Origin of the sequence: Lutibacter sp. HS1-25 (assembly GCF_004121075.1) — a bacterium.
Classification (GTDB): domain Bacteria; phylum Bacteroidota; class Bacteroidia; order Flavobacteriales; family Flavobacteriaceae; genus Lutibacter.
The window spans coordinates 1-25434 of record NZ_RHLN01000156.1 but is presented as its reverse complement, the minus strand read 5'-3'; the positions used below and the strand labels follow the sequence as shown (position 1 = coordinate 25434).

The window sequence follows — 25434 nt, the reverse complement described above, 5'->3', positions numbered from 1 at the left end:
GAGTGTTAAAAAATGTTTGAGAAACATTTTAACGAACAGGCCGGGGTGCGCAAGGGCTTCTTTGGGTAGTTTATCCTGAGCGCAGCCGAAGGGTTTCTTTGGGCAGACAAAGAAATGAACAAAAAACATCTTTTGAACTACAAAACCAATAGATTTCCAGTCAAGCTGAAAATGACGTATGTTTTGAACCGTCATTGACTCCGTCGAATCTTCGATTTCTCGCGTATGCGGGGATCTGTTACTACAAATACTAAAAAGCATGTTTTGTCATTTCGATTGCAATGAGAAATCACATAAAATTGAGCATTGGATGTGGTTCCTCCTTCGTCGGAATGACAAATCATAAATGGTATTAAGTTTTAAGTAGGTATTCAACATCTTGCTTTTTGGTGGCTGAGCGTAGCCGAAGCCATTATTTGGAAGTTGAGTTTTAAGCACAAGTCAAAAACCAGTATCAGTTCTAAGTTTTAATTCTGTACTCATTATTCCTTCTTAATTATTCATTATTCATTATTAACTTTTAATTATTCATTTTTCATTATTAAGCCAAAATCCAACAACAAAAAAAAATCTTAACAAAATCTTAAAATTCATGTATATTTGCAAAAAATTAAATGTTTAAAATGGTTAATTTAAGAATAGGTTTATTTATAGTACTGGTTATAAGCTTGGCAATAGCTTCATTTTTAATGATAGCCAGTGTTTTAATGTAAAAATGAATTACAATATTTATGTATTACACCATAATAAACGCAAATTTATTTTAAAATAGAAGTGCCTAAAGGGTACTTTTTTTATTTAAAGTATCAATTCTTAAGTAACAAAAGTATATTAAATAGTAAAATTTAAATGAAAAACATAAAAAACATCTGTTGCTTAGGTGCAGGTTATGTTGGAGGACCAACAATGTCGGTAATCGCATTAAAATGCCCTGAGATTAAAGTAACAGTTGTAGACTTAAACCAAGAACGCATAGCTGCTTGGAACAATGAAGATTTAGAAAAATTACCCGTTTACGAACCTGGATTGGCTGAAGTTGTAGCACAAGCACGAGGAAAAAACTTATTTTTCTCTACCGATGTTGATGCAGCCATTGCAGCCGCCGATATGATTTTTATCGCAGTAAACACGCCTACCAAAACCTATGGTGAAGGAAAAGGAATGGCAGCCGATTTAAAATTTGTAGAGTTATGTGCACGTCAAATTGCAGAAGTAGCAACATCTGATAAAATAATTGTTGAAAAATCTACCTTACCAGTACGTACTGCTGAAACCTTACAAACCATTTTAGATAGCAATGGAAACGGTGTACACTTTGAGGTACTTTCCAATCCAGAGTTTTTAGCTGAAGGTACTGCTATTGACGATTTACTAAATGCCGACCGAGTATTGATAGGAGGTAAGCAAACACCAAGTGGTAAAGAAGCCATACAAGCATTGGTAAACGTATATGCACATTGGCTAACACCACAACAAATTTTAACTACCAATGTATGGTCTTCAGAGTTGTCTAAACTAACTGCCAACGCATTTTTAGCGCAACGTATCTCTTCCATCAATGCCTTATCTGCTTTGTGTGAAGTTACGGAGGCTGATGTTGATGAAGTAGCACACGCCATTGGTACAGATAGCCGTATTGGCCCTAAGTTTTTAAAAGCCTCTGTTGGTTTTGGAGGTTCTTGTTTTCAAAAAGACATTTTAAACCTAGTGTATTTATGTCGTTATTTTAATTTACCCGAAGTTGCCAACTACTGGGAACAGGTAATTGTAATGAACGACCACCAAAAATACCGCTTTGCTAAAAACATTATTACCACCTTATTTAATACGGTAAATGGTAAAAAAATAGCATTCTTAGGTTGGGCATTTAAAAAAGATACCAATGATACCCGTGAATCTGCAGCCATTTATGTTGCTGAATACTTAATTGAAGATGGTGCAGAAATTCATGTGTACGACCCTAAAGTATCTGAAACCAAAATTAAAGCAGATATGCGTTACTTATGGGAGCTAAACGGACTCACAGAAGAAAAAATTACTCAAAAATTAACGCAAATTGTAGTGTATAATATCCATACAGAAGCGCTACATAAAGCACATGCGGTAGCCATATTAACCGAATGGGATGAGTTTAAAACCTACAACTGGAGTACTATTTATACAAATATGTACAAACCAGCTTTTGTGTTTGATGGGCGTAATATTTTAAATATTGAAGAATTGACTGAAATTGGTTTTCAGGTAAAAGGGATTGGTAAATAATAAAATGTCATCCTGAAGACGTCACACTGAGCTTGTCGAAGTGTTGATTCAGGAACATATTAAAGAGAAGTTAAAATTGAAATAAACAGGAAAGAACATTTGTAAAATAATATTAAGTATTGAATTAATTTGAGAACAGAATCAAAACTTAGAAGTTTAATAAAGAGTTGTACTTGGAGGTTAATAGCCATTTTAGATACCATTTTAGTAGTTATGGTGGTAACTTGTTTACACGGCAGGTGCAGTATTGAAGATGCTTTGGCGATAGGTGTTTTTGAGTTTGGATTTAAGTTTGTCGTTTACTATATTCACGAACGTATTTGGCAACGTATAGATTTAAAGCATCGTAAAGATCGCACTCGAACAATTGTTAAAACAATATCTTGGCGAGCCGTTGCTACGATAATGACTTTTGTAATTGCGGGGGTTGTATTGAAAAATGAAAATGAAATAGCTGTTACAATAGCTTTAATTGAAATTGTAACAAAAAGTTTATTTTATTATTTACATGAAAGAGTATGGATAAACGTACCTTTGGGGCGTATCCGAAAATTATTAATAAAACAATAATGAAAGAGAATATTATTTTACACAATTATCGTGTTGATTGTAATGATCGAAGAAAATCAAATAAACACAATTCATTTTTAATATGGGTTACAGGTTTATCTGGCTCAGGGAAATCCACTATTTCAAATGAATTGGAATATACATTGCATCAAAAAGGAATTAAAACTTATGTTTTAGATGGAGATAATATTAGAAATGGCATCAATCAAAATCTGACTTTTAGTCCTGAAGATCGATCTGAAAATATTCGTAGAATTGCAGAGATTTCAAAATTATTTATTGATGCAGGCATAGTGGTAATCGGGGCATTTATCTCACCTTATCATAAAGATCGGCAAGAAATAAAAAAAATTGTAGGTGCTTCAAATTTTGTAGAAGTATATGTAAACACATCTGTAGAAGAGTGTGAAAGACGTGACGTGAAAGGTTTGTATAAGAAAGCACGTAATGGAGAAATTAAAAACTTTACAGGGATTAGTGCACCCTACGAAGCTCCTCAAAACCCTGATATTGAAATTAAAACTGAAAACGAAACTGTGGAGGGTGCTATGGTGAAAATTGTAAATCATATTAAAGAAAAACTAACATACAATGGGTAAGTATTATTTAAATTATTTAGATGAGTTAGAGTCTGAAGCCATTTTTGTTTTGAGAGAGGTTTGGGCGCAGTTTCAAAATCCTGTCATCTTATTTTCAGGAGGTAAGGATTCTATTTTAGTAACACATTTGGCTAAAAAAGCATTTTATCCAGCAAAAATACCATTTCCATTAATGCATGTAGATACAGGTCATAATTTCCCTGAAACTATGCAGTTTCGTGATGATATTATCAAAGAATTAGGTGCAAGTTTAATCGTAGGTTCTGTACAAGAATCTATTGATACCGGAAGAGTTGCAGAAGAAAAAGGTAAAAATGCTACTAGAAATGCTTTGCAAATTACCACATTGTTAGATGCTATTGAGGTAAACAAAGTAGATTGTGCTATTGGAGGTGGACGTAGAGATGAAGAAAAAGCACGAGCAAAAGAACGTTTTTTCTCACATAGAGATGATTTTGGGCAATGGGATCCAAAAAATCAACGCCCCGAATTGTGGAATTTATTCAATGGGAAACATTTTCAAGGAGAACATTTTAGAGCATTCCCAATTAGCAATTGGACAGAAATGGATGTTTGGAATTATATAAAACGTGAAAATATAGCCATTCCATCGTTATATTTTGCACATGAAAGAGAGGTTGTAAAAAGAGATGGTACTTGGATTCCAAATTCTGAGTATTTGGTGTTAGAAGAACACGAGGAAGTAGTAATAAAAAAAATTCGCTTTAGAACTTTAGGCGATATTACCATCACAGGCGGTGTTGAATCAGATGCTGATACACTAGAAAAAATAGCACTTGAAGTTGCTGGAATGCGTCAAACAGAAAGAGGGAATAGAAGTGATGATAAGCGTTCGGAATCAGCTATGGAAGATAGAAAACGAGAAGGTTATTTCTAAAATAAGTTCAATTAGTTCAAAAAAAAAGTAAAAAAATATGTTAGATAATAACCAATTATTGCGTTTTACAACTGCAGGTAGTGTTGATGATGGGAAAAGTACGTTGATAGGCCGTTTATTATATGATTCAAAATCTATTTTTGAGGATCAATTAGCAGCTATAGAAAATACAAGTAGAAAGAAAGGGCATAATGGTGTTGATATGGCCTTGTTTACAGATGGTTTACGTGACGAACGAGAACAAGGTATTACCATTGATGTTGCTTATAGATATTTTACTACTCCAAAACGTAAATTTATCATTGCCGATACACCAGGACATATACAGTATACAAGAAATATGGTTACAGGTGCATCGACAGCAAATGTTGCAACTATTTTAATTGATGCACGTCACGGTGTAATTGAGCAAACAAAAAGACATGCTTTTATAGCTTCTTTATTACAAATACCTCATATTATTGTATGTATTAATAAGATGGATTTAGTTGATTTTTCTGAAGAAGTATTTAATAGAATTATTACTGAGTTTGAAGAAATAGCTTCAAAAATGTTGATAACAGATGTCAGATTCATTCCAATGAGTGCATTATTAGGTGACAATGTGGTGAATAGATCAGAAAATATGCCTTGGTATCAAGGAGCGCCTATGTTACATACCTTAGAAACCATGCATATTAGCAGTGATATTAATAAGGTAGATGCACGCTTTCCTGTTCAAACAGTATTGAGACCTCAAAGTACAGAACATAGAGATTATAGAGGATATGCAGGAAGAGTGGCGAGTGGTATTTTTAGAAAAGGCGATGAAATTACGGTAATGCCTTCAGGTTTTACTTCAAAAATTAAAACCATTGATTTATATGATAAATCTTTAGAAGAAGCGTATGCACCTATGTCGGTTTCCATAACTTTAGAAGATGATATCGATGTGGGTAGAGGAGATATGATTGTTCGTTCTAATAATAAACCACAAGCAACTCAAGATATTGAAGTAATGTTATGTTGGTTAAAAAATGATTCGGCTAGACCAAATGCAAAATATACTATTAAACATACCTCGAATGATCAAAAAGCAATGATCAAAGAGGTGATTTATAAAATTGATATTCATTCGTTAGATAGAATTGTTGATGATAAAGAGTTGAAGATGAATGATATTTCTAAAGTTAAAATAAGAACTACCAAACCATTAATGGTTGATTCTTATCGTGAAAATCGTATCACAGGAAGTATTATTTTAGTGGATGACGCTACTAACGAAACGGTGGCTGCCGGAATGATAGTTTAGATAATTAGAAATACGAATGTAAGAATGAGCTTGTCGAAGTCCTATAGTAAGTTAAAAGCAAACAAAAGGATAAGGCTTATAGCAATAAAAAAAATGAGATTAAATAAAAACACAGAAGTAGCCATACAAGCCGCCATAGAAGCAGGAAAAGAGATTTTAAAAATTTACGAATCCGGAGATTTTGACGTGCAATTAAAAGGTGATGAATCTCCTTTAACCAAAGCAGATTTGGCCTCACATCATAAAATTGTTTCTTTTTTAGCACCAACGGGTATTCCTATTCTCTCAGAAGAAGGAAAAGCCATACCCTACGATCAACGTAAAGATTGGAATCAATTATGGATTGTAGATCCCATTGATGGAACAAAAGAGTTTATCAAGCGGAACGGTGAATTTACTGTTAATATCGCCTTGATTGAAAATCAACAACCTGTTATTGGTGTTATTTTTGTACCTGCTTCAGGTGAACTATATTTTTCAAACAAAGAGTTGGGTGCATTCAAAGTAACTATAGCACTTAAAGATTTTAAGATTGAAGATGCTATAAAGAACTGTAAAAAGTTGCCATTAGAGCGAGCAGATAAAACATTTACTATAGTAGCAAGCCGATCGCATATGTCTTCTGAAACAGAAGAATATGTTGAAGAAATGAGAGTGAAGCACGGAAAAGTGAATTTAATTTCAAAAGGAAGCTCTTTAAAATTGTGTATGGTTGCCGAAGGGCAAGCCAATTGTTATCCACGTTTTGCGCCAACTATGGAATGGGATACAGCAGCTGGTCAAGCTATTTGTGAACATGCTGGCTTTCAGGTTATAGATTGGGTATCAAAGAAAAATATGCTATATAACAGAAAAGAATTGTTAAACAATTGGTTTTTGGTGGAATGAAAAATATGTTATTTAAATAGAGGGTTAGATTTAATAGCAGTGATGTTATGAAATAATTAATAAAAAAATATTTAAATTACAATATTATAAATTTTTGATATAACATCTTATTCTACGAATTTAAAAATAGTTGAAAATTTGCAAGTGAGGCCTTGGAAAAAAGATATTTTTTTTAGTAGAAGATTTATAAGATAGGATGATAAAGTGTTTTAAAAATTGAAAAAGAATTATAAAATTATGTTTTAATTGAGGTTTTATTTCAGATAAAAATAATGAAAGGAATTATATTAGCAGGAGGCTCAGGTACAAGGTTGTATCCATTAACAATAGCGGTTAGTAAGCAATTATTACCAGTTTACGACAAGCCAATGATTTATTATCCATTATCAGTATTGATGTTGGCAGGCATACGTGAAATATTAATCATTACTACGCCGCACGATCAAGAGGCTTTTATAAAATTATTAGGTGATGGTTCGCAAGTAGGTTGTAAATTTGAATACGCAGTACAACCAGAACCAAATGGTTTGGCAGAAGCTTTTATTATTGGCGAAAAATTCATAGGTAAAGATAAAGTAGCACTAGTATTAGGCGATAATATATTTTATGGTAGCGGTTTCGGGACCTTGCTTCGCAGTAAAACAGATGTTAAAGGAGCTGCAGTATTTGCATATCCAGTAAATGACCCGGAACGTTATGGTGTTGTAGAATTTGATGAAAATCAAAAAGTATTGAGTATTGAAGAAAAACCTAAAAAGCCAAAATCATCTTATGCTGTACCTGGTTTGTATTTTTACGACAATAGGGTTGTTGAGTTTGCAAAAAATGTACAGCCATCTGAAAGAGGAGAAAAAGAAATTACCACATTAAATCAAATGTACCTTGATTTGGAAGAATTAGAAGTTGGTATTATGACACGTGGAATGGCTTGGTTAGACACAGGAACAGTAGATGCAATGGACGATGCTACAGAATTTGTAAGGGTAATTGAAAAGCGTACTGATAAAAAAATAGCTTGTATAGAAGAGATTGCATACTTACATGGTTTTATTAATAAGGAGCAAGCTATGGAAGTTTCAAAAAAGTACGGAAAAAGTGGTTATGGAACTTATATTCAAAACATAATTACAGATTAGTTATGAAAAATGTAAAAATAATTAACTTACCAAAAATATTAGATCCTCGTGGGAATTTAAGTTTTTTTGAAAATAGCAATCAAATTCCTTTTGATATTAAAAGAACGTATTGGATTTATGATGTGCCTGGTGGTGAAATGAGAGGTAGTCATGCTTTTAAAGAATCACATGAATTTATTATTGCACTTTCAGGTAGTTTTGATGTGGTTTTAAATGACGGAACAAAAGAAATGAAATACTCTTTAAATCGATCGTATTATGGATTGTATGTGCCAAATTTATTGTGGAGAAGAATTGAAAATTTTTCTACAAATTCATTAGCCTTAATTGTTTCATCCATTTCATACAATGAAAAAGATTATATACGAAATTTTGAAGAGTTCAAAATAACAAGAAATGAAGCTAATAAATAACACCGTTTTTGATTGTTCTATTATAGATGTTTCTAAAATTCACAATGAAGCAGGAAATATCACGGTGGTAGAAAATGGATATAATATTCCTTTTGAAGTAAAAAGGGTTTATTATTTGTATGACATACCAGGAGGAGAAGTTAGAGGTGGTCATGCGCATTATGAATTACAACAATTTATTATTGCTGCAAGTGGTAGTTTTGACGTGATTTTAGATGATGGTAAAAACAAAAAAAGAGTAACATTGAATAGACCAAATTTGGCATTGCATATTGTTCCAGGATTGTGGCGTGAATTGGATAATTTTTCATCAGGTTCAATTTGCTTAGTTTTGGCTTCACATCAATATGATGAAGGCGATTATATAAGAGAGTATACTAAATTTAAACAATATAGAAATGAATAAAGACAAAATAGCAAATTTTATCAATGAAATTTGCGATGAAAAAGAATATAAAATAATTGATTCAAATTCAGCTGAATTTTTAAATTTAAATTTAAGAAATGATATAGGTTTTGATAGTTTTGATTTGGCACATTTAACGGTAATGATTGAAGATGAATTTGATGTTGATATATTTGAAGATGGTATTGTGCTAACGATTGGAGAGATTATAAAAAAATTGGAATAGAATATGGTACTCCTTAATAATTATAAAAAGTTTGAAACTTTAACATATGATGAATTGTTAAAGAAAATTAATGGTGCAGAAATTTTAAATAAATTAATTGATGAACAAGACCCAATAACTTTTTATATTCAACTATTAACCAATATTACTTATAATGTTGATTCTATAATTAAGGATAATGACTTTGTGTTTGATGATAAAAAAGACTTTACACAAAAAGAACAAACTAATAATCTGGCGATTGAAGTGAAAAAAGTGTTTAATTCGTGGGAGGAATTTTTATCTAATTTTTTAAATTCAAATAGTAAAATTACCATATTTACTTCAGGTACTACAGGTAAGCCAAAAAGAGTAGTTCACCCTGTAAGTAAATTTATAGAAATGTCTAGAGTCGGAAATAAATATGAACATAACATTTGGTCTTTTCTTTACAATCCAACCCACATGGCAGGGCTACAAGTTTTTTTTCAAGCGTTATTAAATAAAAACACTTTGGTGTATTTATTTCAGTGTACCAGAAATGAATTTATAGATGCCTGTAGTATTCATGGAATAACACATGTCTCAGCTACTCCAACATTTTATAGGTTATTATCACCATTTAATTTTAATTTAGAAAAGGTTGAGAAATGCACTTTAGGAGGAGAGAAAAGTGATGTTAAATTAATTCAAAAAATGGAATTAATTTTCCCCAATGCCTCAATACATAATATTTATGCATCTACAGAGGCAGGTTCTTTATTTATTTCAAAGGGTGATACCTTTAGAATTATTGATAAGTTAAAAGATAAAATAAAATTTCAAGATAATGAAATAGTCATTCATAAATCATTGTTAGGGAATTTTGATACTGATGAATGGTTTAGAACTGGGGACTTGGTTGAATTTATAGATGAAACCAAAAAAGAGTTTAGAATAGTTTCAAGGAAAAGTGACACTGTAAATGTAGGTGGAAATAGAGTTAATTTATTGGAAATTGAAAATGAAATTCATCAAATGAATGGAATTGTAAATGCAGTAGTTTATGCAATTGATAATAGTGTGCTTGGAAAGATAATAGTTTGTGAAGTGGTTTCTACAGCAACATATACGCCAAAAGAATTTAAAGAAGTATTAAAACAACGTTTACAATTATACAAAATACCTACAAAAGTTAAATTTGTACAAGAATTGCAAACAACACGTACGGGAAAATTGAAAAGAAGTTAACACAAGAAAACAAACATATTTTAGAAATAATTAATTATGAATATATTACTAACTGGAGTTTCAAAAGGATTAGGACTTTATATTGCAATGGAACTTTTAGACAAAGGACATGTTGTTTATGGGCTTAGCAGAACCAATACTGAAGAATTAAAAGCTTTAAAAAAAGTTCATACTAAAAACTTGAATTTATTACAATATGATTTAAGTGATTATGATAATATTCAGAAAGTAATATTTAAAACTTTTTTGAGAAATGTACAGCTACATGGCTTTATTAACAATGCAGCGATAGCTTATGATGATATTATAACAAATGCAAAAATTGAAAGAATAAATGAAATGTTTAGAGTAAATGTCTATTCTCCAATTAATATAACTAAATATGCTATTCGCAATATGATTTTGAATAAAATATCAGGAACCATTATTCATATTTCATCAATTAGTGTTCATACAGGTTACAAAGGCTTATCGATGTACGCCGCTTCTAAAGGAGCGTTAGAGGCATTTTCGAAAAATACAGCTAGAGAATGGGGGAGTCTTGGTATAAGATCAAATTGTATTGTATCTGGTTTTATGGATACGGAAATGAGTAGTAGTTTATCTGATGAACAAAAGAATCGCATTTATAATAGGACATCACAAAAGAAAGCTGTAGATCCAAAATCTATTGCATCAACAATTGAGTTTTTAATAACAGATAATGCTTGCTCTATTACAGGCCAAAATATTTTTGTTGATTCTGGAACAATTTAATAATTATGAAGTTTAATAATAGAAATGTTTTTATTGATGCATCAGTTGTTTTAGGACAGAATGTGCAAATTGGTGACAATACCACAATTTATAGTAATGTTATAATAGGAGACAATACAATTATTGCTGATAATTGTGTTATTGGAGAGCCTAATAATTCGTATTACAGAAATCAATTAGAATATATTAATCCAAAAACAGTTATTAAATCCAACTCCTTAATACGCTCTTATACTATAATTTATGCAGGAAGTAAGTTTGGGGAAAATTTGAATACTGGACATCATGTAACGATAAGAGAGAATACTACTGCTGGTAAAAATTGTTCTTTTGGTTCATATAATGATATACAAGGTGAATGTGAAATAGGAGATTATTGTAGATTACAGAGCTATGTTAACATTGGGCAAAGGTCAAAAATAGGATCTTTTGTTTTTATTTATCCGTATGTGGTATTAACAAATGACGCAACGCCTCCATCCAATTTATTACAAGGTGTTGTTATTGATGATTATTCTCAAATTACGGCTGGATGTGTATTATTGCCTGGAACAAATATAGGTAAGTATTGTTTAACATCTGCAAACAGTACAGTTGGTGGTGTTTTTGAAGATGATAGTTTCATTGCAGGAACACCAGCAAAAAAAATAGGAAAATTGAGTAAAATGCCTTTTTTTAATGAAGAAAATAAAAGACATTATCCTTGGCCTAAATATTTTGAAAGAGGGATGCCTTGGGAAGGAATTGGTTTTGAACAATGGAACAAATTAAACGAAAATGATTAAATTTTTAGACTTACAAAAAATAAATGCTCAATACGAGCAAGAATTAAAAGCAGCAGCCAATAGGGTTATAGATTCTGGTTGGTATTTAATGGGGAAGGAATTGGAAACTTTTGAACAGAATTATGCTGCTTTCTGCGGTACAAAATATGCTTTAGGCGTTGCCAATGGTTTGGATGCTTTGCGTTTGATATTCAAAGCCTATATAGAAATGGGTGTGATGCAAAAAGGTGATGAAGTCATCGTACCTGCAAACACCTATATCGCCTCTGTTTTGGCAATTTCTGACAATGATTTAATTCCGGTTTTTGTAGAACCAAATATAGATACCTATAATTTAGATGCTTCTAAAATCGAAGAAGCCATTACTCCCAAAACAAAAGCCATATTAACGGTTCATTTGTATGGTCAAAATTCTATTGATCAACAAATGTTAGCTATATGTAAAAAGCACAATTTAAAATTAGTTGAGGATGGAGCACAATCACACGGTGCTATTTGGAACGGAAAAGTTTCAGGCGCCATAGGTGATGCTGCAGGACATAGCTTTTACCCGGGTAAAAACTTAGGGGCTTTGGGCGATGCGGGAGCTGTAACCACCAACGATGAACAATTGGCAAAAACCATTGAAGCATTGCGCAATTATGGTTCACATAAAAAATACGAAAATATATACCAAGGCCTAAACTCAAGATTAGACGAAATACAAGCGGCTTTTTTAAATGTAAAATTAAAATACATTCAACAAGATATTGATGCAAGAAGAAAAGTTGCCAACTATTATTTAGAAAATATTAAAAATCCAGCAATTATATTACCAAATAATGGCTGTCATGCTGAGCTTGTCGAAGCACACGTTTGGCACTTATTTGTAATTAGAACATCAAAAAGAGATGCCTTACAAAAATATTTAAGCGACAATGGCATTCAAACCTTAATTCATTATCCAATTCCTCCTCATAAGCAAGAAGCCTATCAAGAGTACAATTATTTATCATTCCCAATTGCTGAAAAAATGCATGATGAAGTAATGAGTTTGCCTATAAGTGGAGTTATGAAAGTGGAAGAAATTAAAGCAATAGTTAAAGCATTAAATAATTATTAATGCAGGAAGAAAAAGCTTCATATCGTTCAATTATGAAAGCAACTTCTCTATTTGGAGGGGTACAAGTTTTTAATATACTAATTGCTATTATTAGATCTAAAGCAATAGCAGTTTTGTTAGGGCCTGCAGGTATAGGTTTAGCAGGGTTGTTATCTTCAACTACAGGTTTGGTACAATCTTTAACCAATTTTGGGTTGGGTAAAAGTGCTGTAAGAGATATTTCAGCAGCATATGGAAGTAATGATGTAAATAGAATAAGTAAAGTAGCGACTGTTTTTAGAAGATTGGTTTGGGTTACTGGTTTACTGGGGGCTATTAGTACCTTTTTATTAGCCTCTTGGTTAAGTGAACTTACTTTTGGAAATAAAGAATATACTATTGCATTTATGTGGTTGTCAGCTACTCTTTTATTAAATCAGTTAGCGAGTGGTCAAAATGTAATATTGCAGGGAACACGCCAATTAAAATATTTAGCCAAAGCCAATTTATTAGGGGCGTTGATTGGTTTATTTATTTCTTTGCCATTATATTATTATAAGGGAATTGATGGTATTGTTCCAGCTATCATAATTGCTTCTATTACCTCATTCTTAATAGGTTGGTATTTTGCTAATAAAGTAAACATAGCAAATGTAAAAGTTACGAGCCAAGAAACCATTTTTGAAGGCAAAGTAATGTTGAAAATGGGATTTATGTTAAGTTTAAGCGGTTTAATAACAATGGGGGGGTCTTATATTGTTCGCATATACATTAGTAATATAGGTGGATTGGTAGATGTTGGCTTGTACAATGCGGGTTTTGCAATAATAGGTACCTATGTAGGCTTGATTTTTGCTGCTATGGGAACTGATTATTACCCTAGGCTATCAGGTATTGCACATGACAATCAAAAAGCAACAACACTTATCAATCAACAAGCAGAAATAGCAGTTTTAATTTTAGCGCCTATTTTAACCGTTTTTTTAATTTTTATCAATTGGGTGGTTATATTATTGTATTCAACAAAATTCATTTCAGTTAATGAGATGATACAATGGGCTGCATTAGGAATGTATTTTAAAGCGGCAAGTTGGTGTATTGGATTTGTGTTCTTAGCAAAAGGAGCATCAAAAGTGTTTTTTTGGAATGAATTAGTTGTGAATATTTATATGCTAGGATTAAATTTAGCAGGTTACTATTTTTACGGTCTAAAAGGTTTAGGGGTTTCATTTTTAATATCCTATGCCCTTTATTTTTTACAGGTATTTTTATTAGCAAAATACAAATATGAATTTGGTTTTAATTCAGAATTTTATAAAATATTTGGTATTCAGTTAATGCTGGGAGTTTTATGTTTTTCAATCACTTATTTTGTACTAACACCTTGGTCTTATTTTATAGGATTACCTTTTATCTTAGTTTCAGTTTGGTATTCATTTAAAGAATTAGATAAGCGTATGGATTTAAAAGGGATTATAGGTAATTACAGAAAAAAATAATGAATATTGTGAAAAAAAGGATTAAAAATCATTTAAGAAGCTAAAGTGTGAAAATTAAAAATAAATAATTAAAGCTAATTTCTTTTTGAAATATATATTTTATAAAAATAAAATAATTAATGTCTATCATAAAAAAAACTGGAGATTTGAGTAATTCTGATAATTTTATTAAAGAGGAACAACCTCTAATCACCTTTGCACTATTTGCTTATAACCAGGAGGAATTTATTCGTGAAGCAGTAAATGGTGCTTTTTCGCAAACGTATTCACCTCTTGAAATCATCTTGTCAGATGATTGTTCTAGCGATCGTACATTTGAAATTATGCAAGAAATGGTTAAAGAATATAAAGGACCTCATCATATAATTTTAAATAAAACAAAGCAAAATAAAGGTTTAGCAGAGCACATTAACCAAGTATTTCAATTAATAAAAGGTGAATGGGTTGTAATGGCAGCAGGTGATGATACTTCATTCCCGCATAGAGTTCAAACCATACATAATTATATTGATGAAAATTGTACAGCAATTTTGTCAGGTTATATTAGAAAGTATGAAAATGAAGACCGTAGTGAAATGTGTGGGATATCTTCTTTAAAACATTATACTTTAGAGTACATTTCTAAAGATATATCACGTTTAGGTGTAGGTGCAGCATATGCATATAAAGTTGAAAATATAATTTCAAGTATTGATTATCCACCAATTTTGGGGGAGGATAGAGTTTTTCCATATGAAGCGGCAATACATGGTGAAATTTATCATATTCCTGATTTATTATTGAGAAAGAGACATCTTGAATCTAGTTTGACACAAGTTGATCGTCAAGAAAATATTGAAAAAGCTATTGAGAGATTGACTCTTACTTGGGCTACTCATGACAAAATATTGGCTAGGGCACTAAAGGAAGGTACATTATCAACAAATAGATACCTAAAAGTAAACAAATATAATTTTATTGGAAGAAACTTACACTTTCTTCGCAAAATGAAAATGTATGGAAGACTTGCAAATAGAAATGAACTGATAAACTTTTATTATTACTTGTTTAGAAGTGGTGTCGTATTTGAATTAGTTAGGAAGAAATTGAGATGGAAATAATAAACTTAATTGTTTGAAAAATGAATTTAATACGATATTTGATTAGAAAAATAATTGCTTTATTTAAACGTCTTGAAAAGGTCTATTATGATGAACTTTCTAACGATATTATTACAAGAATGAAGTCTTGTGGTGATGATGTTATTGTAAGAGGACCGTGTAATATCACGGGAGTTGGTAAGGTTTCATTAGGGAATAACGTTACCATTGGTGCAAATGCATATATTAAAGCTGAAGGTGGTCTTATAATTGGTAATAATGTTAGTATTAGTCGAAATTTAGTTTTATATACAATAAATCATAATTACAAAGGTAAAAGATTACCATATGACGAAAGTCAGATTAAAAAACAGGTTGTAATAGAGGACAATGTTTGGATTGGAATGAATGTATGTATAACACCCGGTTCACACATTGAAGAGGGAGCTATTATAGGTATGGGTACTACAGTAACAGGCCGAGTTCCGGCACGTGCCATTATTGGGTCTCAATCTTGGAGAGTACTCAAATATAGAGATGAAGAACATTATAATAAACTCATATCAAATTCAATGTACGGCGATACAACTGGAAGGAAATATCCATAATTTAATAAGTTATATTTTTTTATAATTATTGAATATATAAAGATTATTATAAAAATTTTTATTCTCAAACTTTTAAAATAACAGAATGAAATGAATCAATGTCATAAAGAACTTCCAAATTTTTTAATCATAGGCGCAATGAAATGTGGTACAACGAGCCTGCATGACTATTTAGGAAAACATCCTGAAATATACACTACCAATCCAAAGGAAATTCATTTTTTCACAAAAGATATATACAATCCAGCCCTTTTAAATGAGTATCTCTCTAATTTTAAATCGAATAAAAAAATAAGTGGAGCTTCACCTCAAAATTATACAAAACGTCATAGAATTGATTTTTCAGGAGTACCTGAACGTTTATACAAACATGCACCTAATATTAAACTAATATATGTTGTACGCGATCCTATAAAACGTATTATTTCTCATTACAATGAAGCGCAAGAGGGAGGGTATGCACCAGAGCAAAGTTTCAATAACTATTTGGTAGAGTATAAAAACAATCATTATGTTAAAACAAGTATGTATTATTACCAATTACAGGCTTATCTTGAATACTTTTCTATGGACCAAATTTTGGTGATAGAGAGTGAACGTTTATTGACGAATCGTTTAGAAACACTTAATACTGTATTTGATTTTTTGGGCGTTAGTAAAATGAAAGATGAGTCTATTTTTAATTATGAAACCAATGCGAGTACTCAAAAACTGCGAAAAAACACAATGGGTAGTATTTTATTTGATAGCAAGCTTAATGTACTAAAAAATATTCTACCGCATAAAATACGAACTGTACTTAAAAAGAATAGAATTACAGAGAAACTAACACGTACTGCTATAATTCAAGAAAAAATTGAACCTGCCTTAGAAAAAGAAATTAGAGATTATTTAAAAGAAGATGTGAAACAGTTGCGTTTATTAACGGGGCAAAAATTTGAAAGCTGGTCGTTATAAATGAAAGTTTCTGTAATTATTCCGAATTTTAACAATGCAATTTATTTAAATGCTTGTATTAATAGTGTTATAAATCAAGGTAGTGATGTGATTAAAGAAATTATTGTTGTTGATGATCACTCTACAGATAATAGTTGGGAAATATTATTAGCGTTTGAACTAAATTACCCTAATATCATTAAAATTTTCAAAAATCCAAAAAAAGGAGTACAGTCTGCTAGAAATTTTGGGTTTTTACAAAGTACAGGACAATATATTCAATGGTTGGATAGTGACGATATTTTAGGAACAAATAAAATTAAGAATCAACTAGAAATTTTGTCTATTAATAAGAGTTATGATGTGATGTCTTTTTGTGGATGGGTACACTTCAATGATGATATTAATACGGTAGTTCCTAAACCTAATAAATGTTGGAAAAACTACGAAAAACCATTAGAGTGGCTTATTGATTCTTGGAATGGAGGAGGAATGATGCAAACGGCTTGTTGGCTAACACCAAGAGAGTTATGTAAAGATATATATTGGGATGAGACTTTATTAAAAAATCAGGATGGGATATATTTTTTTGAAATAATACTAAAAAGTAAAACCTTGTTTTTTTGTAACGAAGCCATAGTGTTTTATAGACAGCCACAAAGCACCAACATTAGCAAACAAAAAAGCAAACTAGTTTTAAAAAGTTTATTCGCATCATACAAATACTACGAAAAAATACTAGAAGTATCAGATACCCCTATAATTAGAAAAGCATTGGCAACAAATTATGCGAATTTAATAGCATATATATATCCTAATTATAAAGATTTACATTTTGATGCTAAAAAGCAGATTGAATTGTTAGGGTTAAAAAAAATTCCGAGTTTTGGTGGAAAAAAATTCTGTATATTAAGATTTTTTCTTGGGATTTATCCAGCATTAAAATTAAGTAATAAAATAAATAATAAAAGATAACAATAAAAGATTATTGAAATTGTTTTGTAAAATATCTATTTAAAATAAAGTAGAAAAATTAAATTGAAAAAATGAATAAATATTTAAAAAACATACTAAAGTTTGGATTTAGATTAATTGACAAGTTAGCTTTCAGAAAAGTATTGGTTATTGGTGATTCTCATGCCAAAATTTTTAACAACCCACTATTTAAAATTCACTTTCCATTCTATGCATTTGACGTTTGCTCAGTAAAAGGAGCAACAGCTTCAGGTCTTGAAAATCCAAATTCAAAAACACAAGCATATAAGATATTTAAGGAGAAATTGGATAATCCACAAAAGTATTTTAAGGTTATATTGTTATTAGGAGAAGTAGATACAGGTTTTGTAATTTGGTATCGCTCTGAAAAATATGATGCTCCTATTTCAAAAATGTTTAATGATGCTATAATTAAATATACTAATTTTATTGCAGATACAAATAAATTATTGCAACCTATTGTTATAAGTACACCTCTTCCAACAATTTCTGATAACAATGATTGGGGAGAAATAGCAAACTTAAGAAAAACCATAAAAGCGAAACAACTTGAAAGAACAGATTTAACCATTAAATTTAATAACAAAATTGAGAAGTTCTGTAAAACTAATAATATAGAATATGTAAATCTTGATAAACAATCATTGGGTAAAAATGGATTAATTGATGATTATTTATTAAATAAAAACTCAAATAATCATCATTACAATAATAATAATTATACTAAACTTTTAATAAGAAACCTTAAAAAAATATTGGTTGTAAAAAATAAATTATAAAATAGTATGAAAATAAATAAAATAATTGGTATTGGGTTTCATAAAACAGGGACCTCAACATTAAGAGCAGTTTTTGAAATTTTAAATTTTTCAGTTTTAGGTCCTAGAACTGATTTAGCAAATGATATATTTGATGCAAATTGGGATAAGGTTTTTAAATTGGCTGATAAATTTGATGTTTTAGAAGATAACCCTTGGGCAGTTATTTATAAAGAGTTAGATGCTCAATATCCAGGTAGTAAATTTATTATGACAACAAGAGATGAAAATAAATGGATTAAGAGTGTGGTTAACCATTTTGGTGGCGATACAACTAGGATGAGAGAATATATTTATGGAGAAGGAAATGGTGATCCTGAAAATTTAGCTTTATTATATTTAGAAAGATATAGAAGGCATATTATTGAGGTTAAAGATTATTTTAAAGATAGACCAGAGGATTTATTAATTATTTCTTGGGAACAAGGACATGGTTGGAAAGAAATTTGTGATTTTTTAAAAATTAATCAACCTAAAAAAGAATTTCCGCATGTAAATAAAGGAGCATATACAAATAGTGAAAAAATATTAAAAAATTTGAAAGACTTTTTAAGGCCTTATTTAAAATAATAGTATTTGTTTTTTAATATTAAAAAAACTCAATTTACTTTAGTAGTAATATTAATTTCAATAATTTGTTCAATCTTTTTAATGAAAATTAATAAAATTTAAAATTATGTATGATGTCAGAAATTATTATTTCCTTAATAACACCAGCGTATAATCCTGGAGAATTTATTTTAGAAACATTTGATAGTCTTGAAAATCAGACGTTCAAAAATTTTGAATGGATTATAGTAGACGATGCTTCTAATAAGAAGAACCAATTATTATTTGATAAAATTAGTGAAGTAGCTACTTTTAAAGTTTTAATTATAAGGAATTCTAAAAATTTATTACAATCTAAATCAAAAAATATAGGCCTTAAAAAAGCAAAAGGGAAATTCATTAAATTTATAGATGCTGATGATTTAATTGATTGTGAGCATTTAGAAAACCAATATAATTTAATTAAAAATAGCATTTCTGAACATATAGCAGTATTTTCTCCAACCCATAATTTTGTTGGTTCAATTCACTCCAAAAATAGTCATATTAATTTAGCTTATAAAGAAGTAGAAACTAAAAATTTAGCACAATTAAAAAAATTTATTGTTCAGCCTTTTTTTCACCATTGTTCTTGTTTATTTAATAGAGATGACTTATTTAAAATAAATGGTTTTGATGAAAATTTAATTACTGATGAAGATGGAGATTTAATAATTAGGTTAATGCTAAATGGAATGGTATTTTTGTTATGTGAAACATCTTATTACTATTATAGACATCATAATTTATCACGTGTCTCTAGAAATAATTCTAATTTAAAATGGGAGCATAGATTAAAGGTATGTGAAAAGATAGAAAATTCTTTAAATATACAGAATATTGATCTTTATGAAACTTTAGCACAAAGGCTAGATAATTTAGGATTAGAATCATTTAAAAATAATGAAGAAATGTCTCATGTTTTTTTTAGAAAAGCTGAAAAGGTGTATCCCAATTATAGTTTTTCAGGTAATAAATATCAAAATATTGTAAGAAAATTAGTTGGTATAAATATGATGTTTAAAATAAAAGGATTGTTACAGAATTAAATGAGAGTTGCAGTATATATAGAACCTTTAAAAACATTTACTTCTGGGATGCCTCATAGAGGTATGTTACTTGAATTGATAAACTTAAGACCAAATTTTACTTTTTTACTAGTTTTAAGACAAGGTAAAATTCCTGAATTTTTCAAGGAATATTTAAATACTCTTAGAAAATTTAAAAATTGTACAATTCTTTATGACGATAATTCTAGTAGAAACGTAAATTTAAAAGCCTTATTAAGATTAAAAAATCATTGTATTTTAAATATTGAGGCAGATGTCTATTTAAATTTAGATGCTAATTATTTGGGAGATAAATGTAAACCTCAAATAATAACGGTACACGATTTATCTTCAGTTAAAGACAATAAAAATTCAAGTATACATTTTATAAAAAGATTTGCTAGAAAGTTTACGATTCTAAATGGAATTAAGTATGCCGATAAAATTATTACTATTTCAAAATTTACAAAAGATGATATTATTCAAAGTTTAAATTATAATAAAGAAATAGCTGTAGTTTATAATGGAATTGATCCCCTTTTTTTTGACACGAAGTTAGTAATTAAAGAAAATCAAAATTATTTTCTATGGTATGGAAATTTTTCTAAAAGAAAAAATTTGATAAATTTAATTAAGGGTTATGAGCTTGTTTTAAAAGAATCAAACAATTTAGATTTAATTCCTTCATTATTATTGGTCGGTAACAAAAACTCATATTCAAACAAAATTGAAAATATTATTAATAGCTCTACTTATTTAAAGGGAAAAGTTAATTTTAAATCTCAATTAAGTCAAATTGAATTAATTGATACAATTTCTCAATCGAGATGTATCTTATTTCCATCAATATACGAAGGTTTTGGGTTACCAATTATTGAATCATATGCTCAAGGAATACCAGTTATAGCATCAAATGTTACTTCATTACCTGAGATTTCTGGAGATTTAGGAATATTAATAAAACCGCATGACATTTATTCTATAAAAGGGGGCATACAAGAATTTTTAAAGAATAGTAAAACATTGAATAGAAAACAACTAATTAAATGGGCTTCACAATTTACATTTTTAGAATGTGCCTTAAATTATCTTCAAATAATTGAAAAAACGCATAATGAACATTCCTAATTTTAAATTGAATTTTTTCACTTTTTTATTACCCCTTACTGTATTTACTAAAGAGGTGGGGGCCATTATGGTTGGGGGTATTGAACTTGATTTAATAGCTTATCCCTTTTATGTGTTTTCATTTTTTTATTTTTTATTATTAAAGAGATTTAATATAAATATAAGTGAAATACTTTTATTTAGTGTTTTATTAGTAATAGGGGTTTTAAATAGTATTGCATTTGATTTACCTCTAATTTTATTTTTCAAACAATTTGTTCCGATATTAATAATTTTTTTTGCGTGTAAAAATATATTAATTAATTATGGAATTAATGGTGTTTTTTTATTTTATACTAAACTTGCATATTTTGCAGCTATTTTTGGGTTGTTACAATTTTTTATAAAACTATTTTTTGGAATATTAATTTTAACACCTTATCATGCTTTATTTTTAGATTCAATAGCAAAGGAGCCTTCTCATTATGTAGCTATTGTTTTACCTGCTTTAGTTTATTTAATTGAAAAAAGAGATTTTAATTTGAAATTTTATGTAATATTATTATCCTTAATTTTAACTTTTAAAATTACGTTCTTTTTTAGTCTTGGTATTTATTTCCTGTTGAGAAATATCAAAAGAATAAAATATATAGTATTGTTAGCTCCCTTTGTTTTGTTAACCTTATATTATATTATAATAAATAATTTAGATTTTTATGAAAGGATTGATGGTATGATAGCATATTTAAACTCAAGAGATTTACACGATATTGAAAATTTAACGGTATTTTCATTTGCAACAAATTTAGAATTAGCAATTTCAAATTTTATAAGAACTTTTGGTTTTGGTGTAGGGTTAGGTGGGCATGAAACTATGTATAAATATTACTTTTCATTAAGTGAATGGGATATGTATTATATGGGTATTAATTCAAATTCAGCACACTCTTTAACTATAAGGGTTATTTCTGAAATGGGTATTATAGGCATACTTATTTATTTTAATTTAATTAAAGGAACATTAAAAATGAAAAATTTTAATTTTCAGATTATTTCTTTTGCAGCATTAAGTCATTTTATTGTAAAATCAATTAAATTAGGTGGTTATTTAGATTATGGTACTATATTTTTTCTAGTAATCATTGTTTTATTAATTCAAAATGATAAAAAAGATAGAAATTTATATATTTAAAATTATTTTTTCATGAAAATTATTCAATGTATTTCAACTATAGACAATTCTTCAGGTGGTCCAGCTAGAAGTGTAACTCATTTAATTCAAGCAATTTTAGATTTAAAAGAACCAATAGAATTTGATCTTATAACCTTAAAATCAAACAACCCAATAATTAATAAATTTGAGAGTTCACTTGGTAATATTGTTTTTTTGGATAGTAGTTTTTTTGGCCATGCTAAAGGAATGAAATATTTAATTCGTAAAAAAAATGATGTTTTGTTTCACGGTCAAGGTATTTGGGAAATTCCTGTTCATCAAATGGCGAAAATTGCAAGATCTAAAAATATTCCGTACTTAATTTCAATTAGAGGAATGCTATCACCTTGGGCATTAGAACAGAGTAAAATTAAAAAAAATATAGCATTTAAACTATATCAATATAGGGATTTAAAAGAAGCTGTTTGTTTGCACGCCACAGCTCCAATAGAAGTTGAGAATATAAGAAGATTAGGTTTTAAAAATCCTATTGCAATGATACCTAACGGTATTAATATTGAAGATTTTTCAAATATTATACCTAAAAAGATAAGTAATCCAAAAAAAATAATATTCTTATCTAGAATTCATTATAAAAAGGGAATTGAAAATTTGATATATGCTTGGAGTCAAATAAAGAAAGATTTAAGGACAAGTTGGTGTATTGAAATCATAGGAAATGGTGATCAAAAGTACATTTTAGGATTAATAGCTATGATCAAAAAAAATGGACTGAGTGATGAGATTTCAATAAAAAAACCGGTATATGGTAAAGAGAAAATTGAAATATTTAGGTCAGCTAGTTTATTTGTTTTGCCAACTTATAGTGAGAATTTTGGAATTGTAATTGCCGAAGCATTAGCAAGTTATACACCAGTAATTACTACTGTAGGTGCGCCTTGGAAAGAATTAGAAACAAATAATTGTGGTTGGTGGATTGATATGGGTATACAACCTTTAAAGAACGCTTTAATAAAAGCTATTGAATCCAACGAAGATGATTTATTAAAGATGGGAAAAAATGGAAGATTACTTATTGAATCTAGGTATAGTATGAACTCAGTTGCTTTACAAATGTTGGAATTATATGAGTGGGTTTTAAGGAAAAAAAATAAACCAAAATTTATTGATATTTATGAGTAAGGTTATTATAGCGAGTTATAACAATGCTTGGTATCAACCAGGTGGGCGATTTAAAATATTGCTTTGGTATTTTATCAATGCCTTGTTTTTTATCAATCCGTTAAATCCTATTTCGAGTGTAAAAGTGATATTGTTACGCTTATTTGGCGCTAAAGTTGGAACAGGAGTGCATATCAAACCAAGTGTGAATATTAAATACCCGTGGTTATTAGAAATTGGAAATAATGTTTGGATAGGAGAGCATGTTTGGATAGACAATTTAGCAAAAGTAACTATTGAAGACAATGTATGTATATCTCAAGGAGCTATGTTATTGTGTGGCAATCACAATTATAAAAAGTCAACTTTTGATTTAACAGTAAAGGAAATAAAATTAGAAGCAGGTGCTTGGTTGGGAGCAAAGTCGGTAGTATGTCCAGGAGTTACAGTAAAATCTCATGCAATATTAAGCGTTGCTTCAATAGCAGTAAGAGATTTAGAAGCTTATACCATATATCAAGGCAATCCGGCACAAAAAATAAGAGAAAGAAAAATTGAAGTATCGTAAATGAAAATCTCCATCATCACCGTTTGTTACAATAGTGCAGCTACTATTGAAAAAACCATACAGTCTGTTGCAGCACAAACCTATAACAATATTGAATATCTAATTATAGATGGCAATTCTAAAGATGCAACCCTTACAATCATTAAAAAATACGACACCGTAATTACCAAATGGGTATCAGAACCCGACAAAGGTTTGTATGATGCTATGAATAAGGGGATAGCCTTGGCAACGGGTGATATTGTGGGGATTTTAAATTCAGACGATACCTTTTTTAACAATCAAGTATTGGAAGAAGTTGCCAATTTTCATACAAACAATACCATTGATGCTTCAGTAGGTAATATTGTACAGCACAATGCTACGGGTAAAATTAAAAGAGTGTACAGCGCTGCTAACTGGCATCCTGAAAAATTAAAAATTGGTTTTATGGCACCCCATCCAGCCATATTTTTTAAAAGAGACTTATTTTCTCAATTTGGAAATTACGAATTGGATTATATTATTGCTGCAGATTACGAATTGATTATTCGTTTTTTTCTAAAACACAAAATTACTTGGAAATATTCGGGCATAACCACAACAGCTATGTTGGTAGGTGGCGTAAGCAGTTCAGGATATAACAGTTACAATATTATTACAAAAGAAATTAAAAAAGGCTTTGATTTTAACAAGATCAAATACGCACCATCAAAAGTACGGTTTAGAGCCGTTTGGAAAATTATTGGATTGTTGAAGAAGTGATATGTTAATCTGGAGCAGCTGCTGAAATCGCAGATTCGACGGAGTCAATGACGGTTGGTTGGTTAATAATTAATAATGAAAAGTTAATAATGAATATTTACTTAAAACTTAAAACTTAAAACTGTTACTGAATACCGACTTTTCACTTAAAAACAATACATAAATTTGTCATTCCGACGAAGGAGGAACCACATCCAATGCTCAGTTTTATGTGATTTCTCATTGCAATCGAAATGACAAAACATACGTCATTTTCAGCCCTTTGCTAAGCTAATTCGAAGTATTGACTTGAAATCAGTTTGTCCTTAGGTTCAAATCCATTCCCCTCTTGAGCGCTGTATTGAGCGTAGCCGAAATGAGGGGCTAGGGGAGTGTTTTGTTTAGTTCAAAGATACTTTTTAGTATTTACAGCAACAGATCCCCGCATACGCGGGATCGAAGGTTGGTTGGTAATCTCTGAGCTTTGGCTGCACTATTCTTACAAAAAGAGTTCCTTCAAAAGTAAATTGTCGTTTTGAAAAAGGATGTTTTGAAAACTGTCCTATTTAATTTTTCGTTGTAAACAATTAAAAAATATAGCGCTGGAT

At 29.8% G+C, this 25434-nt stretch carries 28 protein-coding genes; 27 read left to right on the top strand and 1 reads right to left on the bottom strand.

Going from position 1 to position 25434, the window contains the following annotated elements:
* A partial coding sequence (locus tag EC396_RS18040; RefSeq protein WP_205757979.1) for a hypothetical protein occupies positions 1-195 on the bottom strand: 195 nt, incomplete at its 3' end.
* A gap of 654 nt (positions 196-849) precedes the next feature.
* On the opposite strand from EC396_RS18040, the gene EC396_RS15535 reads away from it, so the two are divergent.
* The 27 genes from EC396_RS15535 (at position 850) to EC396_RS15405 (ending at position 24847) form a co-directional block, all read left to right on the top strand.
* On the top strand, positions 850-2262 hold the full coding sequence (locus tag EC396_RS15535; protein ID WP_129367745.1) for a nucleotide sugar dehydrogenase: 1413 nt from the start codon (positions 850-852) through the stop codon (positions 2260-2262).
* Between the two features lie 129 nt (positions 2263-2391).
* Positions 2392-2832, top strand: coding sequence for a DUF2061 domain-containing protein (locus tag EC396_RS15530; RefSeq protein ID WP_129367743.1), 441 nt, complete (start codon positions 2392-2394; stop codon positions 2830-2832).
* Entirely contained in the window at positions 2832-3431 is a 600-nt protein-coding gene (gene cysC, locus EC396_RS15525) for an adenylyl-sulfate kinase (RefSeq protein ID WP_129367741.1), read from the top strand. The genes EC396_RS15530 and cysC overlap by 1 nt, the downstream gene beginning before the upstream one ends.
* A complete protein-coding gene (gene cysD, locus EC396_RS15520) occupies positions 3424-4329 on the top strand; it encodes a sulfate adenylyltransferase subunit CysD (protein ID WP_129367739.1) in 906 nt (301 codons plus the stop codon). Before cysC ends, cysD begins: the two co-directional genes overlap by 8 nt.
* A 37-nt stretch (positions 4330-4366) precedes the next feature.
* The gene (locus tag EC396_RS15515) at positions 4367-5620 is read left to right on the top strand and encodes a sulfate adenylyltransferase subunit 1 (protein WP_129367737.1); all 1254 of its coding nucleotides are present in this window, start codon (positions 4367-4369) and stop codon (positions 5618-5620) included.
* 93 nt (positions 5621-5713) lie between these two features.
* Positions 5714-6508: a 3'(2'),5'-bisphosphate nucleotidase CysQ gene (gene cysQ / locus EC396_RS15510; RefSeq protein WP_129367735.1), complete on the top strand. Its 795-nt coding sequence runs from the start codon at positions 5714-5716 to the stop codon at positions 6506-6508.
* A gap of 272 nt (positions 6509-6780) precedes the next feature.
* Complete coding sequence (rfbA, locus tag EC396_RS15505) at positions 6781-7644, top strand: glucose-1-phosphate thymidylyltransferase RfbA (protein WP_129367733.1); 864 nt, start codon at positions 6781-6783, stop codon at positions 7642-7644.
* 2 nt (positions 7645-7646) lie between these two features.
* Positions 7647-8057: an FdtA/QdtA family cupin domain-containing protein gene (locus tag EC396_RS15500; protein WP_129367731.1), complete on the top strand. Its 411-nt coding sequence runs from the start codon at positions 7647-7649 to the stop codon at positions 8055-8057.
* Positions 8041-8463, top strand: coding sequence for an FdtA/QdtA family cupin domain-containing protein (locus tag EC396_RS15495; protein ID WP_129367729.1), 423 nt, complete (start codon positions 8041-8043; stop codon positions 8461-8463). Before EC396_RS15500 ends, EC396_RS15495 begins: the two co-directional genes overlap by 17 nt.
* Positions 8456-8689: a phosphopantetheine-binding protein gene (locus EC396_RS15490; protein ID WP_129367727.1), complete on the top strand. Its 234-nt coding sequence runs from the start codon at positions 8456-8458 to the stop codon at positions 8687-8689. Before EC396_RS15495 ends, EC396_RS15490 begins: the two co-directional genes overlap by 8 nt.
* A gap of 3 nt (positions 8690-8692) precedes the next feature.
* On the top strand, positions 8693-9898 hold the full coding sequence (locus tag EC396_RS15485; protein ID WP_129367725.1) for an AMP-binding protein: 1206 nt from the start codon (positions 8693-8695) through the stop codon (positions 9896-9898).
* Positions 9899-9934: 36 nt separating this feature from the next.
* A complete protein-coding gene (locus tag EC396_RS15480; protein ID WP_129367723.1) occupies positions 9935-10654 on the top strand; it encodes an SDR family oxidoreductase in 720 nt (239 codons plus the stop codon).
* Positions 10655-10659: 5 nt separating this feature from the next.
* Entirely contained in the window at positions 10660-11439 is a 780-nt protein-coding gene (locus EC396_RS15475) for an N-acetyltransferase (RefSeq protein ID WP_129367721.1), read from the top strand.
* On the top strand, positions 11432-12541 hold the full coding sequence (locus EC396_RS15470) for a DegT/DnrJ/EryC1/StrS aminotransferase family protein (protein WP_129367719.1): 1110 nt from the start codon (positions 11432-11434) through the stop codon (positions 12539-12541). Before EC396_RS15475 ends, EC396_RS15470 begins: the two co-directional genes overlap by 8 nt.
* Positions 12541-14019: an O-antigen translocase gene (locus EC396_RS15465; protein WP_129367717.1), complete on the top strand. Its 1479-nt coding sequence runs from the start codon at positions 12541-12543 to the stop codon at positions 14017-14019. The genes EC396_RS15470 and EC396_RS15465 overlap by 1 nt, the downstream gene beginning before the upstream one ends.
* A gap of 119 nt (positions 14020-14138) precedes the next feature.
* Positions 14139-15119 (top strand): glycosyltransferase family 2 protein, encoded by a 981-nt coding sequence (locus tag EC396_RS15460; RefSeq protein ID WP_129367715.1) that lies wholly within the window; start codon positions 14139-14141, stop codon positions 15117-15119.
* A gap of 119 nt (positions 15120-15238) precedes the next feature.
* Positions 15239-15706: a DapH/DapD/GlmU-related protein gene (locus EC396_RS15455; protein ID WP_164975331.1), complete on the top strand. Its 468-nt coding sequence runs from the start codon at positions 15239-15241 to the stop codon at positions 15704-15706.
* 90 nt (positions 15707-15796) lie between these two features.
* Entirely contained in the window at positions 15797-16663 is an 867-nt protein-coding gene (locus tag EC396_RS15450) for a sulfotransferase (RefSeq protein WP_129367711.1), read from the top strand.
* Positions 16664-17617 carry a glycosyltransferase family 2 protein gene (locus EC396_RS15445; protein ID WP_129367709.1) on the top strand — a complete coding sequence of 318 codons (954 nt, stop codon included), beginning with the start codon at positions 16664-16666 and terminating at the stop codon, positions 17615-17617. It abuts the gene before it with no gap.
* 71 nt (positions 17618-17688) lie between these two features.
* Positions 17689-18417: a hypothetical protein gene (locus tag EC396_RS15440; protein WP_205757978.1), complete on the top strand. Its 729-nt coding sequence runs from the start codon at positions 17689-17691 to the stop codon at positions 18415-18417.
* A 6-nt stretch (positions 18418-18423) separates the two neighbouring features.
* Positions 18424-19026: a sulfotransferase family protein gene (locus tag EC396_RS15435; protein WP_129367707.1), complete on the top strand. Its 603-nt coding sequence runs from the start codon at positions 18424-18426 to the stop codon at positions 19024-19026.
* 113 nt (positions 19027-19139) lie between these two features.
* On the top strand, positions 19140-20093 hold the full coding sequence (locus EC396_RS15430; protein ID WP_164975330.1) for a glycosyltransferase family A protein: 954 nt from the start codon (positions 19140-19142) through the stop codon (positions 20091-20093).
* Entirely contained in the window at positions 20094-21221 is a 1128-nt protein-coding gene (locus EC396_RS15425; protein ID WP_129367703.1) for a glycosyltransferase family 1 protein, read from the top strand. It begins immediately after the preceding gene.
* Positions 21222-21933: 712 nt separating this feature from the next.
* Complete coding sequence (locus tag EC396_RS15420; protein WP_129367701.1) at positions 21934-22392, top strand: hypothetical protein; 459 nt, start codon at positions 21934-21936, stop codon at positions 22390-22392.
* Between the two features lie 12 nt (positions 22393-22404).
* Positions 22405-23556, top strand: a complete 1152-nt coding sequence (locus EC396_RS15415; protein WP_129367699.1) for a glycosyltransferase — start codon at positions 22405-22407, stop codon at positions 23554-23556.
* Positions 23549-24103, top strand: a complete 555-nt coding sequence (locus tag EC396_RS15410) for a WcaF family extracellular polysaccharide biosynthesis acetyltransferase (protein WP_129367697.1) — start codon at positions 23549-23551, stop codon at positions 24101-24103. Before EC396_RS15415 ends, EC396_RS15410 begins: the two co-directional genes overlap by 8 nt.
* Positions 24104-24847, top strand: a complete 744-nt coding sequence (locus EC396_RS15405) for a glycosyltransferase family 2 protein (RefSeq protein ID WP_129366995.1) — start codon at positions 24104-24106, stop codon at positions 24845-24847.
* The last annotated feature ends 587 nt before the right edge of the window (positions 24848-25434 follow it).

Excerpts from the sequence above, each read along its gene's own strand:
- EC396_RS15535 (WP_129367745.1), top strand. The coding sequence starts at position 850 with ATGAAAAACATAAAAAACATCTGTTGCTTAGGTGCAGGTTATGTTGGA.
- cysC (WP_129367741.1), top strand. The coding sequence starts at position 2,832 with ATGAAAGAGAATATTATTTTACACAATTATCGTGTTGATTGTAATGAT.
- cysD (WP_129367739.1), top strand. The coding sequence starts at position 3,424 with ATGGGTAAGTATTATTTAAATTATTTAGATGAGTTAGAGTCTGAAGCC.
- EC396_RS15515 (WP_129367737.1), top strand. The coding sequence starts at position 4,367 with ATGTTAGATAATAACCAATTATTGCGTTTTACAACTGCAGGTAGTGTT.
- cysQ (WP_129367735.1), top strand. The coding sequence starts at position 5,714 with ATGAGATTAAATAAAAACACAGAAGTAGCCATACAAGCCGCCATAGAA.
- rfbA (WP_129367733.1), top strand. The coding sequence starts at position 6,781 with ATGAAAGGAATTATATTAGCAGGAGGCTCAGGTACAAGGTTGTATCCA.
- EC396_RS15500 (WP_129367731.1), top strand. The coding sequence starts at position 7,647 with ATGAAAAATGTAAAAATAATTAACTTACCAAAAATATTAGATCCTCGT.
- EC396_RS15495 (WP_129367729.1), top strand. The coding sequence starts at position 8,041 with ATGAAGCTAATAAATAACACCGTTTTTGATTGTTCTATTATAGATGTT.
- EC396_RS15490 (WP_129367727.1), top strand. The coding sequence starts at position 8,456 with ATGAATAAAGACAAAATAGCAAATTTTATCAATGAAATTTGCGATGAA.
- EC396_RS15485 (WP_129367725.1), top strand. The coding sequence starts at position 8,693 with ATGGTACTCCTTAATAATTATAAAAAGTTTGAAACTTTAACATATGAT.
- EC396_RS15480 (WP_129367723.1), top strand. The coding sequence starts at position 9,935 with ATGAATATATTACTAACTGGAGTTTCAAAAGGATTAGGACTTTATATT.
- EC396_RS15475 (WP_129367721.1), top strand. The coding sequence starts at position 10,660 with ATGAAGTTTAATAATAGAAATGTTTTTATTGATGCATCAGTTGTTTTA.
- EC396_RS15470 (WP_129367719.1), top strand. The coding sequence starts at position 11,432 with ATGATTAAATTTTTAGACTTACAAAAAATAAATGCTCAATACGAGCAA.
- EC396_RS15465 (WP_129367717.1), top strand. The coding sequence starts at position 12,541 with ATGCAGGAAGAAAAAGCTTCATATCGTTCAATTATGAAAGCAACTTCT.
- EC396_RS15460 (WP_129367715.1), top strand. The coding sequence starts at position 14,139 with ATGTCTATCATAAAAAAAACTGGAGATTTGAGTAATTCTGATAATTTT.
- EC396_RS15455 (WP_164975331.1), top strand. The coding sequence starts at position 15,239 with ATGAAGTCTTGTGGTGATGATGTTATTGTAAGAGGACCGTGTAATATC.
- EC396_RS15450 (WP_129367711.1), top strand. The coding sequence starts at position 15,797 with ATGAATCAATGTCATAAAGAACTTCCAAATTTTTTAATCATAGGCGCA.
- EC396_RS15445 (WP_129367709.1), top strand. The coding sequence starts at position 16,664 with ATGAAAGTTTCTGTAATTATTCCGAATTTTAACAATGCAATTTATTTA.
- EC396_RS15440 (WP_205757978.1), top strand. The coding sequence starts at position 17,689 with ATGAATAAATATTTAAAAAACATACTAAAGTTTGGATTTAGATTAATT.
- EC396_RS15435 (WP_129367707.1), top strand. The coding sequence starts at position 18,424 with ATGAAAATAAATAAAATAATTGGTATTGGGTTTCATAAAACAGGGACC.
- EC396_RS15430 (WP_164975330.1), top strand. The coding sequence starts at position 19,140 with ATGTCAGAAATTATTATTTCCTTAATAACACCAGCGTATAATCCTGGA.
- EC396_RS15425 (WP_129367703.1), top strand. The coding sequence starts at position 20,094 with ATGAGAGTTGCAGTATATATAGAACCTTTAAAAACATTTACTTCTGGG.
- EC396_RS15420 (WP_129367701.1), top strand. The coding sequence starts at position 21,934 with ATGATAGCATATTTAAACTCAAGAGATTTACACGATATTGAAAATTTA.
- EC396_RS15415 (WP_129367699.1), top strand. The coding sequence starts at position 22,405 with ATGAAAATTATTCAATGTATTTCAACTATAGACAATTCTTCAGGTGGT.
- EC396_RS15410 (WP_129367697.1), top strand. The coding sequence starts at position 23,549 with ATGAGTAAGGTTATTATAGCGAGTTATAACAATGCTTGGTATCAACCA.
- EC396_RS15405 (WP_129366995.1), top strand. The coding sequence starts at position 24,104 with ATGAAAATCTCCATCATCACCGTTTGTTACAATAGTGCAGCTACTATT.